This is a genomic window from Granulicella arctica (assembly GCF_025685605.1).
Classification (GTDB): domain Bacteria; phylum Acidobacteriota; class Terriglobia; order Terriglobales; family Acidobacteriaceae; genus Edaphobacter; species Edaphobacter arcticus.
Genome location: NZ_JAGTUT010000006.1, coordinates 21,499 through 37,809, shown reverse-complemented (window position 1 = coordinate 37,809; position 16,311 = coordinate 21,499). Strand labels below are relative to the sequence as shown.

Annotated in this window: 19 protein-coding genes and 1 pseudogene; 8 read left to right on the top strand and 12 right to left on the bottom strand. The window is 55.4% G+C overall.

Annotated features, from left to right (window positions below; genetic code table 11):
• The first annotated feature begins 159 nt into the window (after nt 1-159).
• A complete protein-coding gene (locus OHL20_RS24420) occupies nt 160-747 on the top strand; it encodes a methyltransferase family protein (RefSeq protein ID WP_263385919.1) in 588 nt (195 codons plus the stop codon).
• 255 nt (nt 748-1,002) lie between these two features.
• Here the strand turns inward: OHL20_RS24420 and OHL20_RS24415 are convergent, their stop codons facing one another.
• Entirely contained in the window at nt 1,003-1,359 is a 357-nt protein-coding gene (locus OHL20_RS24415) for a hypothetical protein (protein ID WP_263385918.1), read from the bottom strand.
• Nucleotides 1,360-1,611: 252 nt separating this feature from the next.
• Between OHL20_RS24415 and OHL20_RS24410 the strand changes: the two genes are divergently transcribed.
• From OHL20_RS24410 to OHL20_RS24395, 4 genes are all read left to right on the top strand, one after another.
• Nucleotides 1,612-1,983, top strand: a complete 372-nt coding sequence (locus OHL20_RS24410; RefSeq protein WP_263385917.1) for a hypothetical protein — start codon at nt 1,612-1,614, stop codon at nt 1,981-1,983.
• Nucleotides 1,984-2,817: 834 nt separating this feature from the next.
• The gene (locus OHL20_RS24405; RefSeq protein ID WP_263385916.1) at nt 2,818-3,693 is read left to right on the top strand and encodes a hypothetical protein; all 876 of its coding nucleotides are present in this window, start codon (nt 2,818-2,820) and stop codon (nt 3,691-3,693) included.
• Between the two features lie 125 nt (nt 3,694-3,818).
• On the top strand, nt 3,819-4,661 hold the full coding sequence (locus tag OHL20_RS24400) for a hypothetical protein (protein ID WP_263385915.1): 843 nt from the start codon (nt 3,819-3,821) through the stop codon (nt 4,659-4,661).
• Between the two features lie 23 nt (nt 4,662-4,684).
• Nucleotides 4,685-4,921: a hypothetical protein gene (locus OHL20_RS24395; protein WP_263385914.1), complete on the top strand. Its 237-nt coding sequence runs from the start codon at nt 4,685-4,687 to the stop codon at nt 4,919-4,921.
• 299 nt (nt 4,922-5,220) lie between these two features.
• Here OHL20_RS24395 and OHL20_RS24390 read toward each other — a convergent pair whose 3' ends face one another.
• The 9 genes and pseudogenes from OHL20_RS24390 to OHL20_RS24350 form a co-directional block, all read right to left on the bottom strand.
• Entirely contained in the window at nt 5,221-5,523 is a 303-nt protein-coding gene (locus tag OHL20_RS24390) for a helix-turn-helix domain-containing protein (RefSeq protein WP_263385913.1), read from the bottom strand.
• A pseudogene (locus OHL20_RS24385) lies at nt 5,520-5,651 on the bottom strand (type II toxin-antitoxin system RelE/ParE family toxin); the annotation flags it as partial. The pseudogene OHL20_RS24385 and the gene OHL20_RS24390, both read right to left, overlap by 4 nt.
• Before the next feature lie 457 nt (nt 5,652-6,108).
• A complete protein-coding gene (locus OHL20_RS24380) occupies nt 6,109-7,389 on the bottom strand; it encodes a carboxypeptidase-like regulatory domain-containing protein (RefSeq protein WP_263385912.1) in 1,281 nt (426 codons plus the stop codon).
• A gap of 1,018 nt (nt 7,390-8,407) precedes the next feature.
• Nucleotides 8,408-8,710: a hypothetical protein gene (locus OHL20_RS24375; protein ID WP_263385911.1), complete on the bottom strand. Its 303-nt coding sequence runs from the start codon at nt 8,708-8,710 to the stop codon at nt 8,408-8,410.
• 341 nt (nt 8,711-9,051) lie between these two features.
• The gene (locus OHL20_RS24370) at nt 9,052-9,291 is read right to left on the bottom strand and encodes a helix-turn-helix domain-containing protein (RefSeq protein ID WP_263385910.1); all 240 of its coding nucleotides are present in this window, start codon (nt 9,289-9,291) and stop codon (nt 9,052-9,054) included.
• 11 nt (nt 9,292-9,302) lie between these two features.
• Complete coding sequence (locus tag OHL20_RS24365) at nt 9,303-9,848, bottom strand: DUF2975 domain-containing protein (RefSeq protein WP_263385909.1); 546 nt, start codon at nt 9,846-9,848, stop codon at nt 9,303-9,305.
• A 610-nt stretch (nt 9,849-10,458) separates the two neighbouring features.
• Nucleotides 10,459-10,800, bottom strand: coding sequence for a hypothetical protein (locus OHL20_RS24360; protein WP_263385908.1), 342 nt, complete (start codon nt 10,798-10,800; stop codon nt 10,459-10,461).
• Entirely contained in the window at nt 10,797-11,441 is a 645-nt protein-coding gene (locus OHL20_RS24355; protein WP_263385907.1) for a recombinase family protein, read from the bottom strand. The genes OHL20_RS24360 and OHL20_RS24355 overlap by 4 nt, the downstream gene beginning before the upstream one ends.
• A gap of 157 nt (nt 11,442-11,598) precedes the next feature.
• Nucleotides 11,599-11,805, bottom strand: coding sequence for a hypothetical protein (locus OHL20_RS24350; protein ID WP_263385906.1), 207 nt, complete (start codon nt 11,803-11,805; stop codon nt 11,599-11,601).
• A gap of 359 nt (nt 11,806-12,164) precedes the next feature.
• On the opposite strand from OHL20_RS24350, the gene OHL20_RS24345 reads away from it, so the two are divergent.
• Nucleotides 12,165-12,866, top strand: coding sequence for an IS6 family transposase (locus tag OHL20_RS24345; RefSeq protein ID WP_263385898.1), 702 nt, complete (start codon nt 12,165-12,167; stop codon nt 12,864-12,866).
• A 35-nt stretch (nt 12,867-12,901) separates the two neighbouring features.
• On the opposite strand, the gene OHL20_RS24340 is transcribed toward OHL20_RS24345, so the two are convergent.
• A complete protein-coding gene (locus OHL20_RS24340; RefSeq protein ID WP_263385905.1) occupies nt 12,902-13,192 on the bottom strand; it encodes a hypothetical protein in 291 nt (96 codons plus the stop codon).
• 231 nt (nt 13,193-13,423) lie between these two features.
• Here OHL20_RS24340 and OHL20_RS24335 point away from each other — a divergent pair, with 231 nt between their 5' ends.
• A complete protein-coding gene (locus OHL20_RS24335) occupies nt 13,424-15,418 on the top strand; it encodes a family 16 glycoside hydrolase (RefSeq protein WP_263385904.1) in 1,995 nt (664 codons plus the stop codon).
• Nucleotides 15,419-15,743: 325 nt separating this feature from the next.
• Here OHL20_RS24335 and OHL20_RS24330 read toward each other — a convergent pair whose 3' ends face one another.
• Nucleotides 15,744-16,043, bottom strand: a complete 300-nt coding sequence (locus OHL20_RS24330; RefSeq protein ID WP_263385903.1) for a hypothetical protein — start codon at nt 16,041-16,043, stop codon at nt 15,744-15,746.
• 12 nt (nt 16,044-16,055) lie between these two features.
• On the opposite strand from OHL20_RS24330, the gene OHL20_RS24325 reads away from it, so the two are divergent.
• Nucleotides 16,056-16,307 (top strand): hypothetical protein, encoded by a 252-nt coding sequence (locus tag OHL20_RS24325; protein ID WP_263385902.1) that lies wholly within the window; start codon nt 16,056-16,058, stop codon nt 16,305-16,307.
• Nucleotides 16,308-16,311 lie beyond the last annotated feature (4 nt).

The following is a 16,311-nucleotide window of genomic DNA, read 5'->3' as shown; positions in this document are numbered from 1 at the left end:
TCCCATCGGCTCCAAGTCACGGTGGGGCTCGACAACGCCGAACATGCCGCGAAACTGATCGCGGAGGGTATCTCAGCAGAACATGCACAACGGATCGTAGCTGAATTTGAATCCAGCAGGGTCGTCGCGCCAACGTGTCGATCGTGTGGAACTGATTCCATGAGTCTGGAAGCGTTGCGGGAAGGGAATTGCTGGTTCTGTGAGCACTGTGGAGAGCACTGGGAAGAAGTGCCTACTGAAGCAATGATGTCCGACGCCGAGGCATCCTCAGCGCTGGTGAACGCTCAAAGTGAGGATGATGCTTTCGATGACAAGCGCAAGCAACTAAGAAAGCGACGTTCTAAACGTCGCACCGTCATCCTGGTCACAATTGCGGCAGTCGCTGTAGCGGCTTGGAACGTGCAGTTGCCGTGGACTCCACTACGATGGGTTGCGCTCACACTATGGACCTGCTCGCAAATCCTTTGGACTATAGCGCGCTGGCAACTCGGCTCGAGCTTTACCCCAATGACAGAGGCACGGCAGCTAGTTACCGATGGCCTTTATTCAAGAATACAAAACCCAATTTACTTGTTTCGCGGTGTGAGTCTGGCAAGTCTCGTAATTTATCTTGATAAGTCATGGCTTCTTCTAGGTCTCCTGGTACTTGTTCCAATTCAGGTACAACGCATCCGTGCGGAGCGCAAAACGCTATTTACCGCATTTAGAATTAGGTACTTCCAATACTCGAAAAAAACCTGGTTTTAGCAATTTCGCCCGCCTGTCAAAGTTGATTGGCAGTGGTTGACTGCGATAGAGACTCGGTCAAACGAGATCATCTTTATCCACTGACGGCACGAGGAATGGCGCTCCGAAGCTCATTCTGGAAGCGAGCACCGACTTCAATAGGCAATCTCTAATAAGGCATCAGATTGCGACAGTCACAGCGGCCCATCACCACCACAGGTACAGGCAGCCTTAAAGTGACTGTTACGTATACGGCGCTTCTTTAAACCCTCGCGTTTAGTGCTCGTGCGTTGGCGACCAGCGCAGTCCGCCGCCAAAGGTGGGCTTGTAGAACTCGCGCTGAATCGGCGAGTCTGTATTGCCCTGATAGAAGCCAAAGACTTCATTGTTCAGGTTGAGTCCATAGACTACTGCGGTGAAACCTTTACCCAGACGGTAGCTTCCTTGCAGGTCGGTCTGGAGGTGGGCGTAAAGGTATTGATCCCCATTGGGGCCGGTAATCCCACCGCCACTCGCCGTATCGCCGGTGGGTTGAACAACTCCCTTGTGGTTGAAGACGAGCGGGCCGGCGTTGCCGTCGCTATAGTTGTACGCGAAGATGTTCGCGGCGTTATACGAGAGGCCAAGCCGCATAGAGAGCCGCTTCTTATCGTAGGTCGGGCTGATGTTCCAGGTGTGCTGACTACGGCTGCGCTAGGGACCTCCGCAGCACAAGACTTCCACTCTCTTGATCCGCATGATTATGTGCACAGAGCACCCGACCCTTCGGATAAGTTTCCGGCACGCTGGTACCCCGCCGATCAAGGTGGCGAGAAAAATGAGTCTCCTGGGCCGATCACTGGACTTCCGTATACTGCTGTCTCCGTTGAGACCAGCAGGTCAAAATTGGCTAACGGCGAAGTTATCGAAACCGTCACGCGCAGCCCGCAGCTACGGGATAGCCTTGGCCGCACGCGGTCCGAGTTCAGGAGCGGCAGTATGGGCTTGTCAGACGGTTCCTCCGTGGGTATCTATACCGTTTTGGTTTCCGATCCGGTCTCGCATTGCAATTTCAACTGGAGCGAGGCTCGGCCCGATCCGCCAGACAACGTCTCGCACGTGGCAAATGTAACCTGCGCTCCACAAACCTTGAAGTACGCCGAGGGATTGACGATGGCGAAGATCATGGAGCAAATACCTCTAGGAGAAACAAAGCAAGGCGATTCGGACACTCTGGTCGAACGGCTGCCGCCCCTCCACATCGACGGAATACGGTAGAACGGCAACGTGTGACGACCACCTACACAAATCAGCCCGGAAAGCCAATAACGACCGTAGGTAAAAATTGGCATTCGCCTGACCTGAAGGAAGTCATTTGTCTGTGTGACAGCAACGACAGCATAATGCTGTCGGACATTCACCGCGTGGAGCCTGATCTGAGACTTTTCTATCCGCCGGTGGGCTACCGCATTCAGGTGACGCATCCAGCCCCACGTTAACCGGTGTAGTGACCCCGAATAGTGCTAAAGCATCGCAACTTTTGCCACAGACCGCTGGCAGATATTTCTATAGGTATTCGTTGGCAGCAGCTAAGTCACGTTCCCCAGCGTATGTCTGATGTTGCCAGAAACTTAAGTGCTAGATTTGTTGCATGAGCATAGCCGCTTCACGGCTTGGGAAAAAGTGGCAGGCAGCGTTCATTTTGCTTGCTGCATTGGCGGTAGAAGCAGCGAACTTTCGATGCGGAGCCTTGGCTCTCGATCCCGGCTCCTCGACGGAGATGCCATGGTATCTCCAAATACTCGCATTCCAATGGACTGTCCTGCACGCAGCAGGGTTGTTAGCTCTTGACTGGTTTGATCGTCGCGGTGTCTCAGGGCCGCGTACTATCGTAGTTTTGCCGCCAGGCTCACTTCCCCCCGTTAGCCCTTCGCATCATTGGGGATGGATCATCATATTTATTGGCGGCTATATCTCTACAGCTCTAGTGCTCTTCGCAGTCACCTTTAGTTTCCAACGATTCCTGCGTTGGAAGCGCAAACGTTCGATAGGAACGGCACGACTCGCGAATCAGATTTAGAGTCACTTGCAGACGGTTCTAAAGGATTCCCCATGCGCACCTGGATACGTCTTAGCCTGATGGTGTTGCTTGCGAGTGGAGTAGGAAACGCGCAGCAGGACGCCTCCCTGGTACCTAACCCAGAAGCCTTGGCCGGGCGATGGGAGGTTTCGGACGGTCATGGTGGCGCAGTGGGCATGAACATCATCCTGACCACATACATTCACGGGACACCCGCAAGTCTCGCAGGCCAGCCTCAATTGGAGGGAGAGTTCACCGTCGGCCTCTACCAACGCGCGGGTCCAGATGTAGAGCCCTTTGGCTTCAACTTTTTCAACGCACCGAATGGCGGTGCGAGCTGGGACGGGCATCGGCTAGGGATTCACCTGACTGGTAAAGCCGATCTCCCTACAACGGATGTGGAACTGGTCTGGCACCCAGAATCGCAGACATGGACCGGCCTGTTCGAGCGAGGCCCGTTCCAAAAAGAGGTTGTGCTCAAGCGCCCAGCCTCAAAATTGACGAAAAGTCCTTTTGTGGGAACGTGGTTCCAGAAGGGCGGCGGCATGATGAACAACTGTGTGCATATTGCTCAGCAGCAGGATGAAACTTTGGCCGCGTGGTCCGACGACATCATGATCCCCGGACGGGTGCGATATGCAAATGGCATCCAGCCCCCGGCACAGACGCGAGAGCATTATGGAGAGATTGCAAAAGCAAAACTGGACGCCCCCGATCAGATTACGGTCGAGCTGCGAGCTTATACAGCGATGTGTTGCTCTCACTCATTCACCGCAAAGATTGCGGAGGATGGGATGACCTTTTCCGGTGCCTGGCCCTCTGGTCCAAACCAGGCACCAAGAGCGACCGAATGGGAAAAGATGCCGGGCGATTCGTGCATAGCGAAAGGCGATTTGAAAACGCCATAATAGGAGTGTTCTTTGCAGAGTGATCTCCCATGCGATTACAGCTCATTCCTAGTCCGAGTGATTACGTAGTGCTCACACCCTACCGAGAGAAGGATTCCCTCGTCTTTCGGAAGGTCTTCGAGAAGATGCAGGAAGACTCTCCCCTTCGACATTTCGCCCAAGATCCAGAGGCCGCTGAAACCGCTATTGTCATTGAAAATCAATCTGAAAAAGAGATCACCGCGTTGCGTTACCGGTGGGTGTTCGTTGATGCTGAGGGTAAAAACCGAAAGAAGACTAGTTCGAGCGACAGCTATGCGGTTGATGTCTATCGCCCAGTGATGTCGCCCGGATCTCGGCTACTTGTGACTCAGGCTGGCAGTGTGGACGAAGCTCTCATCAATCGTGTGTTAGCAGGCGGCGGCATCATGGCAGCAGGTTCAACTTCCTCCCTCGACTACCAGGCTGTCGAGCTGATGTTCGAAATTGACTTCGTCATGTTTGCCGACGGGGAGATCGCTGGCACCGACCCCGATCATTACGGGGCAGAGTTGCAGTTACGCAAAAGCGCAGCGACGTATGTAGCGCAGCAGGTTCGCTTGGCCAACGCAGAGAATCGAGATGCCAAGGTCGTACTCGCTGCATTATGTGACATCCCACGCCTTCACAACGATCACCTAGCGCGACTTGTTGCCGAGTATGCCCGTGCCTACTTACGTCGATCAGCCCTGCCCTGGGAATCGGTCGACATGAAAGAAGCTACGCTTAAGCACCTTGAAAACCGACCGGAGTTGCCTAAATTTTGCATCACCATTACAGATGCGATGTGGTGCAGTTCCTCCTGCGCTCCTTGCCAAGGGCGTGAGGAAATCGAGCGTCGTGCACTTCTAAACTTCAAGACACTGCTCGAAGAGTTCTCTTCGGATTCATTCAAATGTCTCAAGGTCTCGCTCTTCGGGATTGACTCTCACGTTAAAGAAATCAGCTAGCAACCAGGAACAGGATTGAAGTCATGAACCCATCCACAAGGCATACTCTGCTCGGATTTGTGGGCGGCAGCCTGATGACATTGGGCTTTGGCCTTGTCGCGGCATATGCCACGTTAGGTTTATTCCTCCACCACATGTTCATCATGGGTGTGCATTCTGCGGTAGGCCTGTTGTTCTTCGCCTTCCCAGCGTTGCTCATAGTAGCGGGTGCTGTGCTTACGCTCCGGGGTTTTCGAGGCAACGGCCATCTCGACAAGTAGATCTGCGCTCGGCTTACGTCTGCTGCTCTTTCCCTTTATTACTGCTTGCGACGGTTCGTTTCTTCGGAGTCCTACTGGGGTCTCTTGGCATGGACATTCACTGGACCGCTTCAAAGACGACAGGCTATGGTGCGGTCACATGTGCAGCAATCATGTTGTGTTCTTCGTTTCTCTTTGGCAGGCGACTACTCCACCCCAACCCAAGCAAAGACTTAGCTATGGAAAAGACGGCGGCAGAAGCCGCCGTGGACGTCGCTACGCGCCGCCCACTTTGCCCACAGCTCCGACGACGGGGAAGTTTAGGAAGCGTGCAGGTCGATATTGATCGACCCATCGGGGAAGTCTGCTCTCAGCTCCAGCGTGCCTCCGAGAGCCTCCACGTACTCCCGCAGGGTACTGAGGTACATATCGGTTCGGCCTTCGAGTTTGGATACGGAACCCTGATCGACATGCAGACGTTCCGCTACGGCTACCTGGGTCAAGCTAGGAGCCTTCCGCATCTTGTCCAGCGGCATCGACGCCAGCGTTTCCTCTAGGCGAGCATCCAGGCGCGCCTGACTCTCCAGCGGCATTTCTCCACGAATCTTTGCCCAGCTTTTCATCCCAACTCCTCCAGGTGCTTCGCATAGATCTTCTCGGCCCGCGGTATGGCCTTCTCATACCATCGACCATCGCCGGTCTTATCGCCTCCCAGCAACAGCAGCGCCACGCGCCGGGGATCGAAGGCATAGGCGCCCCGACGGGGGAACTGTTGTGCAGCGCTTCACGTTGGAAGATCTCTGGACGGAAAAAGAACTCCATCCTCAGGGCCGAGCCGACACGCAATTTAGGAAGTTTGGTGGCAATCCTCGTTGGTTTGCTGGGGATTCGCTGCGGTTCTCGCTCGACAGCAAAGAACTTATCTATGTCACACGGTGCCACGACCGAATTTCAATAAAGACTGAAAACGGCGTTATCTCTCGTCAGAACAAGCGGTAACCGCTATAAAGCATCACCCACGACAACTCCGGTCTTCGGCGGGAGACTCCCGCCACGTCGGTACTTTGGGCAACGACGGGGGAGTCAAAGCTGCTAAACATTGAAGCACTCTGTTAAACGGACGGATCTTCCTTGTCCGGACTTAGGACCGGTCGACTCCTTAGGACTCATACGTGGTCTCCGCGCAGTTGTACTCCCGTCTGCCAACGCTATGGGAGAGAGTCTGCTCCCGGACTGACTACCGCCGCCGCGTCAGTGTGGTTGGACGATGGAACAGCGATCAGCAGGCCTTGCACATCGGTCGTCACGGTGATGGATTGTGTCGTCTGGCCAAAGCTCTGCAACGTCTTCTCCTTTGTATTAGACGGAGGAACCGCTCCGGATGGGTTGAGCACTTCGATTCTGTCGGCATCCCGTGCGTTGGTGACTCTAAGGGTGTAGCTCCCTTCCGGTACAAACGCTAGGTGAAATGCGTCGTCCTCTGCACTCACATCCGTTGACATGAGTTCCTTCCCGTCGTCAGCAAACAACACCGAAACATGGCCGGCATTGATCGGGCGTCCTGATGCTTTTTCTACCAGTGATCCCGCAAGTGAGTGCAGTTTTCCAAGAGGCACCTCAATCTGAACACCCTCTTCGTCCTGTCCATCCGAGAGCTGATAGATCTTCGCATCCTTCTCCCGCGTCGTATTCGGGCTATAGATCTGGAGTGAGTAGAGGCTCCGTGACATCCAGCCCTCTATCGTAGTGCGACGTCGAGACATGAACTCCTCATCTACCGACAAAGTGGCACTCACGCGGTACGATCCCTCTGGTAGCCCCACAAAGCGAAAGCGCCCCAGGTCGTCGACAGAAGCATTGCCTCCTGAAAGATGGGCATGGAACTCCTTCCACACGCCCTTGTCCTCCATGCGGAAAAGCCGCACACTTGCCTCGAACGGCGCCCCGTCGTCAAAGCGAACGGTTCCGCTAAGGCTGCCTCCCCGATGTAGCCGCACATCCGCCGTTGAGTTCCTACCTGACATCACAACAACCGGGACGAGCAACCTTGCCATAAGATCGGCGATCTTCTTGGTTGGGTGATCCAGCTGCTCGCGTGTCAGCAAGCCGGCTGCAGAAAGATACGGATCCGCGTCGACCATTACGTAGTAAGTACCGGGTGCAACGTGGGAAATCAGAAAGCTCCCATCCACTGTGGTACGCACGATGCGCGATACGGTTAGGATGCCCGGATCGCCGTCCTTCTGCTTTGCTGCATCGGCCACAGATGAAGAAGGCTCGACCGGCTGGATCGAAACGGCGGCAAACCGCGCTGGACCGTTTGTATCGTCAAGAGTCACGCGGCCGCTTATCGATCCCGGCGTCACTAAACGATGCTGGATGGTCGTCTGTCCTGCACCCCACCCCGAAACACTCGTGACGACCGATAATACAAGGATGATGCTGGCAAGCCACATCCACACCGAGCAACACAGTCCGGTTCGTTGCATGTGCGAAAGTATAAACGACTGATGAGGTTAGTAGTGGGGGCCCGCTGTTGAGCTCCCGGCGCTCAGCGGCTTGCAAAGAGTAGCGCGTCGGGAGAGGCGCTAGTTGCGCTGCAAGGGGCCTAGTTTCCCATAACTCCGTTTCCAAGGAGTGTCGAGGTTCAGCTAAACTGTACGAGGATGGACGGTGAACCTGAGCAACACACGAAAAATCGCTCTTCGACTTCAAATAGTGCTGGGAACGCAGCGATAGCAATCGTCTGTTTGTTCGGTGTCACGTTCTTCTCACTCTTGCTTTTCTATGCTGCATCGCCTTGGTTGGACAAACAGGCGATCCCATTCTTCGGATCTCGATTTCGAGACAGTGCGGTTTTCGCGCTTGCTGCTGCCGTAGCCGGATACCTGATAGTCAGCTTAGCTCGGCGAAAACCGTGGGCTTGGTGGCTGTCATTGACAGCAGGCATAACAATCCTTTGCATTGCATTGTGGCTCTTGTTCGCCACCCTTCACCCGAGGGATGACTTCGCAACGGTCGGAAGGCGGGTTCGGCTTCTTCATCTCGCTCTGCTTTTTGATTCCTAGCCTGTTGAGTTCCGCTCTGCTCGTGCTGCCACAGACAAGGCGGCGTTTCGAGTAGCTTCCGCAAAGTCGGGTCTTCGGCAACAACAAGCCGAAGTTGCCGCGAATGCCGTTTTCCGCGTACAAGTGAGGTCTCCCTCTAACTCTGGGATATTCTGTCGGTGCAGCAGGGGGGAAGGGCCGCCCCGAAAGGGGCCAGAGGGTAATGCTGACCGCGCCCAGGCACTTGGGCACCGTCTGCGAGTAACGGTCGGGCGCAGACCTTGCCTCTGCTGCAATGCTGTTCTTTCCGCTAATGCCGTTTTGCGTGCACAACGCTTTACCCGCTGAACCGTCCTCTGCAGCCGAAATAAGAGCGGCCTGTCACCGTCTAGAGGACTGGTTACAGATAGTACAAGCTTTGCAATCAAGCGTGGCCTAGGCTTCTGGTTTGACACAACTACTAGTTCTTGGCAGCTGCAGCGGCAACAACAACTCCGACAATTAGGCCAGTCGCTATTCCGATTCCTATATATGCCTTGGCGTGGTCAGTGTGTTTATGGGTGACAGAATTGTAACCGCCATACCCACTCTTCACCTTCTTAACATCCGCATAAGGGAACGTCACATCAACGTTCTGGTCTACGTCACGGAAGGTAAATTCATCCTGTTGCGAAGATTGAAACGTTCCGTAACGTTCAGCATCATGCATGAATAGGACACTGATTTTGTCACCGGCTCTAAGCGTCGCAACCTTTGTTGCCACAGCTGATTGTCTAGACGAGGACTGGACTGGCTGTTGCGCCGCCATTATCGTGGAACTCAAAGCGCATAGGGTGAGAGTCGCAACTATCTTTCTCAGTGGAAGTCGCATGCGAACACCGTACCGGGTGCAATCGTTTTACGCAAACTGCATGGCCCGCCGCCCCAAAATGACCCGCGACAACTTCGATTAGGTCTTCGATTGACCCCAGCCCGCGCCTGCGTGGCGGCGCGCCTCCGCGAAAGTCGGTGTTTTCGGCGACTTCGATTTTTGTTGTTTCCGAAAACTCCGTTTTCCATGAGCCGACGCACCAACCGCTTTGTAACGATCACCCACGACAGAGATTACCTGAGGTTCTCTCTAGCTAGATTTGAAGCAGACCCTTGCTCGTACGCCAGCAAGTCCCCTGGTTTGCATTCCAACGCCACGCAGAGACGTTCGAGCGTGCTGAAGCGAATGGCCTTGGCACGTCCTGTCTTGAGCACGGACAGGTTTTGCGCCGTGATTCCAACTAGGTCTGCCAACGTATTCAAGCGCATTTTTCGCCGTGCCAGCATGACATCGATGTTTACAACAATGGGCATTGAGTTCTCCGTCAGACCGTGAGTTCGTTTTCTTCCCGCATCTCCGCGGCCATCTCCATGAACCATGAGATCGCCACGATGCTGAATCCATTCACGATCATGCTGAGGTCTCCCTCCTGCGTGCTCCGGGCGTTGGCAAGCAGGAGCGGCAGGAGAGCGTAGCTAAGCTTGGAGATGCCCAGTGCCAAACAGGCGAAACCCCATTGACGGAGCTGGCCGGCAGACTTCCTCGTGAAGATTTCTCCGCGGGAGTAGAAGCCGAGCAAACGAAAGAGCTGAAGGCCGCACAGGATGGCGCTTCCCCAGTAAAAAGCAAAGAAAATGGCTGCGAGGATGCGTTCGCGAGTGACAAGGCTGTACACCTTGAATTCAACGCCGTTGTAGCTATACCAAGCGGTTCCAATGCCCCAATTGGGTCCCTGCCAAAAGATAGGTCCTCTAGCGAAAAGCCAGAGAATCCACGCCCAACTGACCATATAAAGCACGCTCAGCACGCGCAGAAAGACGCTGATCCTCTTGATCTTGGTCAGCCTCGCTTCGTTTTCAGGTCGCATCATTGATCGTCTCCTTGAGATGCCTTTATGCACTCAATTTGATGGTTAGGATCACCTTTGTCAATGTATTTTTACTGTTTATCGATAATTTCGTTCAACAATCTAAAGTCGCAAGATTTATGGTTTTCGGAAACGGGTTATCGGCAATGTCGCCACCTTAGCCTACGAACCAGCAGAAGCAGTCGCCGCTTCCCTTTCTTCCTCAAAGAGTGGTTCCGTTCTGAAGGGATGAGGTCGTACTTTGAAGTTCAGCGTGGTCTGTTCATGAGCTCGTGGATGCTGTTCGCGCCACAGTTCCAACAGGAGCGGGGGCATGTGGGAGAGGACAGCCCTGGTACGGCTCATCTTGGCGTGGCATGCAGGACAGAGCGAGATCATGAGGCCTAGCACCGACTTGCCGGGAACCCGGTGGTGGACAACAATCGATCGCTTCCGCCGTCCGGACGCTCCACATACCCTACAGGCATAGCCGTCTCGTTCGAGAACCTGCTCTCTGAGACCGCCAAAGTACGCTTCGTCCTGCCGCTTCAAGGTGTAGCAGGTTGAGCACATACCTGGGCCAGGATCTTCTCCCGTCCACACCGGCAGTGCAGCGCCCGCTGAATTCCCTTCTTCATCCCTTGCCTTCTCTTCCTGACACACCCACGCTGATGTCGGTCTTCACCCAACCCGCCTGCCAAGGCTGCGTTCGTCCCTCATCGAACCCGATTCCATGCAGCCGTGCCTCCCTGCCGGCGTCGAAGAGGACGGCCCAAGTCGCTTCGTAGCTGTCTTCCAGGCCTTCGTCCACTACCTTGCGATGCCGTGCAGACTCCAGGCGATCCGTGTCCGCATGGTCCCAACCCGAGCACCAGGCAACAGTAGCGCCCTCCAACAACATCATGCCGGCCAGTCTCGCCCGATAGCCGAGGCTGTACTCTTCGAGTGCCGAGGCATCCATCCCGTAATCCATCATCGCTGACCTCTCCTCCCTGCTGGTTTGTCTTGCGTTCCGCGCCTCATATAACGGTAGACCGTATCCCGGGTCAGCCCAAGCTCGCGAGCGAGGGCGGCCTTCGACTCGCCGTCAGCTACCCGCTTCAGCAAAGCCACAGCCTGAACCGGTGTCAGGGCGCGCTTCCGTCCAACGTACGCTCCTCGCTTCTTCGCCAGGGCAATTCCTTCGCGTTGCCGTTCTCGGATAAGCTCCCGTTCAAACTGAGCAAAGGCTCCCATGACACTCAACAGGAGATTAGCCATCGGGGAATCTTCGCCGGTAAACGTCAGCTGCTCCTTCCTGAACTGGACGTGGACGCCACGCCGGGTCAATTCCAGAACGATTCGGCGCAGGTCGTCCAGGTTGCGAGCCAGCCGATCCATCGAATGACAAATCAGCGTATCCCCTTCCCGAATGAAGGAGAGCAGCAGTTCGAACTGCGGCCGATGAACGTCCTTACCGGAAGCTTTGTCGGTAAACGTCTTGTCGAGTTTAAGGCCTTCGAGCTGACGAAGTTCGCTCTGGTCGACGGCGCTTACGCGCAGGTACCCTATCTGCAGGCCCTTCCCTGCTCTCCGGGCCGACTTCTTCGTAGAAATAGGTTCTCTAGGCTTCCTCATCTTGCGTCAGAATACAGGAATAGGGATTCTATTAATACGGAAAAGTGTCTGATTGAACGTGGATGGTTAGCGTATACCCCAACAAAACCGGCTTAGCTGGTGACAGCTGCGTTTATGAGGACTTATCGTCGGCAACGCAAGCTCGATCTCAAATCTGTCAGACAGGAGCAAGACCGTTGGCAACAGAAGCTGTGCGAACGGCGAACTTCCTTTTGTAATAAGCCATAGTGAGGATAATGGCAGGAATTCCTATCGCTGCGGGCCAAAGCCAGAGAATGATGCCGGCGTGCCGGAAGATGTGGCTCAGGGTAGCGGTGGAGAAGGCCGTCCACGCCGCAATGTAACTGGCGATGAACTTCGTCAAATGCGAGTACCACCAAAACATCTTTTCAGTTGGCTTCCGGATAAAACGCCAAATGTCCGCGACAATCCCACGCGTACCCAGGCTTCCGAGCACTATGGCGACTACCTGCATATGCTGTACCGCTGCAGGACGTAACCAACCCAAGCCAACAAGGAAAGCTGATGCGGCGAGGGCTATGCAGGCGGCTGCCCAGTCGATCGGTCGTGCTGAACCACCACGAGCAAGATCCTTTAACTTCAGAACACGATAGCCGGAGAAGGCAAGATAGGCGCTGATGACGGAGACCAGCGCAAGAAACGGCTCTGTTGCATTAACTCGGTACCAGGAGCTTGGGTGGCGTAGAGACGTTAGGATGGCTCATGTTCAAGCGTCGGCGCTTTCCGGTTGAAATCATCCTGGTGTGTGTTCGCTGGTACTGCAAGTATGGGATCTCCTATCGCGATCTGGCGGAGATGATGGAGGAGCGCGGTGTGGAGGTAGACCCGTCCACGATCATGCATTGGGTCCATCGCTACGCACCTGAGCTGGAGAAGCGAGTCCGTTGGTACCAAGGCTACCGGGCGACCTCGTGGCGCGTGGACGAGACGTATGTGAAGGTTGGCGGCAAGTGGAAGTACCTGTTCCGGGCTGTCGACAGGCATGGCCGGCTGATCGACTTCATGTTGACGGACCGACGAAACACCGGAGCTGCCTATCGCTTCTTGGGTAAAGCGTTAGCTACGATGCGTCATTGGCCACCATCGTCGATCACGACAGACCAGCTCGGATCTTATCCGGCCGCCATCAGCCGGCTGCAACGGGAAGGCAAGTTGTCAGGGTCGACAAAGCATCGCACGTGCAAATACCTGAACAACATCATTGAAGCGGATCATGGAGCACTCAAGCGAGTTATTCGTCCGACACGGGGCTTTCAGAGGATGAAGACGGCAGCCGCTACCATCAAGGGCTTCGAAGTGATGCGAATGATCCGCAGAGGTCATTGCCTCACATGCAAGCCGCACGTCAAGGACGAGGTGCGTTTCATCAACAAGCTGTTCGATATCTTCACGGTCGCTGCCTGATTGAACAACGTGAGAGCTAATTGCACACAAAAGAGTTAATGCAACAGAGCCCTTTTGTCGAAGCCCGACTTTTCTCTAGCCTGCCAGCCTGGATCCTGTGCGACGGGGCCGATGATGTTGATGCCATGCTCGCGATTGCTATTCACCAGCACTTTGGCGTCGGTGTATCCCTTGTCCACCAGGTGCATCGCGGGGAGTAGATTGCGACCGTGAAGCGATCGATGCACCACCTCGGCCATATTGTCGTCCGGGGTTGTGGCCGGCGTAGTTTCGACGTTCGTGATCAGTCGAGGGGCATCGTCGTCACAACTCTCCGTGAGGTGCACCTTATACCCGACCCATACGCGCGGCCTCTGCGTTCCCCACGACAAATTTTGTTTGTTGGGGGTAGCGCGGCGGCTAATGGTTTTCCCAAGGGTGAAATCCCTTAGCATGACGCCCGCTGTTGCGCCTGGGCTCTCTGTTAGGCTGTCTTGACAAGTACCCGGATTGCGACAGGTCACGCGGTAGGAGATTAGGAAGCAATGCATAGTCTGCGAGTTGGAGTTGTTCTTGTGATGTCGCTGGCGATAGCGGTTGCGTCTTATGGCGAAGCAGCTACTTCGCAACAAACTGCGCCAACCCCGCGCGAGACGTCGCAGCGAATTAGCACGCAAGTCCATATCGACACCGCAGAGAGCGGCCTAGTCTTCGGCGGGGTAGGCGCGATCAGCGGCGGCGGCGGCAACTCGCGATTGTTGATCGATTATCCTCCGGCCCAGCGCGACCAGATTCTCGATTATCTCTTCAAGCCGGGATACGGCGCGGCACTGCAGATTTTGAAGCTGGAGATCGGCGGAGACGCTAACTCCACGGATGGTTCCGAGCCGAGTGTGGAGCATACCCGTGGCGCGGTGAACTGCAATGCCGGCTACGAGTTCTGGCTGGCGGAGCAGGCTAGATTACGCAACCCAAACATCAAGTTGTACGGACTGGCCTGGACCGCGCCGGGTTGGATCGACTATGGCAGCAACTTCTGGTCAAAGGACACGATTGACTACTTAATGACCTGGATGGGTTGCGCGCAATCCCACGGCCTGAAGATCGATTATCTTGGGGGATGGAACGAAAGAGGATTTAACAAGCTGTGGTACGAGGATCTGCATGCCGCGCTGGCCGCCAAGCACTACGCGACTCAAGTGGTTGGAGACGACTCCGATTGGGATGAAGCCAAAGAAATGGTTAAGGATGTGGGCTTTGCCAGCTCCATAGACATTGTCGCTGCTCATTATTCATGCGAAGGTGGCGATGGCGGTAACGCGAACCACTGCCATTCCACCCCGGAAGCGCTCGCCACGCACAAGCCGCTGTGGGACAGTGAAAGTGGCTCGCAGGACGACAACAGCGGAACTGGACCGCTGATTCGCGCGATCATTCGCGGATATGTGGATGCCAAGATGACCGGTTTCTTGAACTGGCCGCTCGTCGCCGCGATTACGGCCAATCTGCCCTATCCGACGGTGGGGTTGATGGTGGCTTCGCAGCCTTGGTCGGGGAATTACAGTATCGGAACGAGCTTGTGGGCGACGGCCCACGTGACTCAATTTACGCAGCCAGGCTGGCAATTCCTCAACAGCGCAAGCGGATATTTGGACGGTGACCGCGCCAACGGCAGCTACATCACGCTGAAATCGCCGGACGGAGCCGAGTACAGCACTATTATCGAGACCGCGGCGGCCAAAGAGCCGTCGCTGCTGACGTTCAGCGTCAGCGGAAATCCGGCGACGAAGCCCGTTCAGGTCTGGGCGACGAACATTGATGGGAACTCCGACCACGACTTCTTCGTTCATCTGCCCGAACTGAATGCGGACGGCACGGGCCGCTATCAGTTCAAGCTCTTGCCCGGTTACGTTTATACCTTTAGCACCGTGACTGGCGCCGGGAAAGGAACGGCGACAGCTCCGCCACCGGGTGAACTCAGGCTGCCCTACTCCGAAAACTTCGAAGGATACCAGGTTGGTCAGGAGGCGCGTTATCTCTCCGACATGCAGGGCTCCTTTGAAATTCAGCGATGCGCCGCGGGACGGCCGGGCAAGTGCCTGCAGCTGATGGACAGCATGAAGCCTATCGAATGGCAAGACGATAGCGACGCTTTCACGCTGCTCGGCGATCCGTCGTGGGAGAACTACACGCTATCTGTCGACGCGATTCTCACCAAACCCGGCACCGTCGAACTGATCGGCCGCGCGGGCATCCAAGAGCGCCCGCAGTCCCATCAACAGGGGTATTACTTCCGCGTCTCGGATACGGGCAGTTGGAGTCTTTTCAAAACCGACACGCACGGCAAGCACACCGACTTGGCTCAAGGATCGGTCACTTCCATTGGTGTTGGTTCGTGGCATACATACCGCTTGTCCTTCAACAAGGACCAGATCACGGCTTATATCGACGCAGAGAAAGTGACGGCTCTTTCCGACATACCATTCCAGACCGGTCAGATCGGGCTGGGGTTTCTCGACTACGACACCGATCAATTCGACAATCTCTCGATAACCCCCACAAGCCGCCAATAAACAGCTAGTCAATTGTCTCGTGTCGCCGTGCGGGGCGAGATGACCAATTAGGTGTAGTCAATTTCCCGGTTAGAATCATGCTGACATTAAGGTTTCATTTGCCGGTCCTGCCAAGCTTGGGCAAGGCTAACGATAGCCTGCACTCGATCAAGGCCGTGGCACAATGGTTCCCTCGTTCGCCCTCCGGAACCAGTGCGTGTGCCAGTTTTGATCGTAAATGCCACGTACTACATTAGGAAGTTCCACGCCTACGGCGTTCGAGAAGATGAGATCAGCGACCTCCTCCCCACAAGCTGTAGGCTGCGATTCGTTCATCCTCGGCGGTCTACAGAATGCCGAGTGCAAGTCTGGCGAAGACGGCAATTACCCTTGGTCGAACATGCAGCTCGTTCTGACAACTAACGCAAGTGGCGGGACTGGTTCCCGCGTGGTGCACGGCGACGGTCACCGTAATTGCTATCCGCAGTGCGATCGCGGTCATTAGGAAAGGCTCAACCTCCCACTTGCGTGGCGCCTGAGGGTAGAGCAGCGTCTTGGGCGCCGCGGCCTTGAGGCCGGATTTGATGGTCCACGCGTCGTCCGCATAGCAGTTCTCGAACCTGTGGCGGATTGGGAGATCGACCAAGCATTGCCGCCCATGATGGAGGAACTTGGCTGTAAGGCGATCTCTCTTGATAGGGGGCTTGGTGTGGCCATTGCCCCGCGTGCGATAGCGCAGTCATTTGCCATCACCGGAAAGATCGCGATTCTGAAGCTTCGATCCTCAGGTAAGGCCATGCAGACCTGGAGCGTCGTGATCGTTCGTAAGCGAAGACATGGCAAGCAGCCACGCGGAACGACTATAGATCTGTTCCTACAGATACTTCAAGACGTGGGCCACTCCCGATAAATCG

What these genes read in the sequence shown, in the direction of transcription:
- OHL20_RS24420 (WP_263385919.1), top strand. Translation starts at nt 160, where the DNA reads ATGAGTCTGGAAGCGTTGCGGGAAGGGAATTGCTGGTTCTGTGAGCAC.
- OHL20_RS24415 (WP_263385918.1), bottom strand. Translation starts at nt 1,359, where the DNA reads ATGCGGCTTGGCCTCTCGTATAACGCCGCGAACATCTTCGCGTACAAC.
- OHL20_RS24405 (WP_263385916.1), top strand. Translation starts at nt 2,818, where the DNA reads ATGCGCACCTGGATACGTCTTAGCCTGATGGTGTTGCTTGCGAGTGGA.
- OHL20_RS24400 (WP_263385915.1), top strand. Translation starts at nt 3,819, where the DNA reads ATGCAGGAAGACTCTCCCCTTCGACATTTCGCCCAAGATCCAGAGGCC.
- OHL20_RS24395 (WP_263385914.1), top strand. Translation starts at nt 4,685, where the DNA reads ATGAACCCATCCACAAGGCATACTCTGCTCGGATTTGTGGGCGGCAGC.
- OHL20_RS24390 (WP_263385913.1), bottom strand. Translation starts at nt 5,523, where the DNA reads ATGAAAAGCTGGGCAAAGATTCGTGGAGAAATGCCGCTGGAGAGTCAG.
- OHL20_RS24380 (WP_263385912.1), bottom strand. Translation starts at nt 7,389, where the DNA reads ATGCAACGAACCGGACTGTGTTGCTCGGTGTGGATGTGGCTTGCCAGC.
- OHL20_RS24370 (WP_263385910.1), bottom strand. Translation starts at nt 9,291, where the DNA reads ATGCCCATTGTTGTAAACATCGATGTCATGCTGGCACGGCGAAAAATG.
- OHL20_RS24365 (WP_263385909.1), bottom strand. Translation starts at nt 9,848, where the DNA reads ATGATGCGACCTGAAAACGAAGCGAGGCTGACCAAGATCAAGAGGATC.
- OHL20_RS24360 (WP_263385908.1), bottom strand. Translation starts at nt 10,800, where the DNA reads ATGATGGATTACGGGATGGATGCCTCGGCACTCGAAGAGTACAGCCTC.
- OHL20_RS24355 (WP_263385907.1), bottom strand. Translation starts at nt 11,441, where the DNA reads ATGAGGAAGCCTAGAGAACCTATTTCTACGAAGAAGTCGGCCCGGAGA.
- OHL20_RS24345 (WP_263385898.1), top strand. Translation starts at nt 12,165, where the DNA reads ATGTTCAAGCGTCGGCGCTTTCCGGTTGAAATCATCCTGGTGTGTGTT.
- OHL20_RS24335 (WP_263385904.1), top strand. Translation starts at nt 13,424, where the DNA reads ATGTCGCTGGCGATAGCGGTTGCGTCTTATGGCGAAGCAGCTACTTCG.
- OHL20_RS24325 (WP_263385902.1), top strand. Translation starts at nt 16,056, where the DNA reads ATGATGGAGGAACTTGGCTGTAAGGCGATCTCTCTTGATAGGGGGCTT.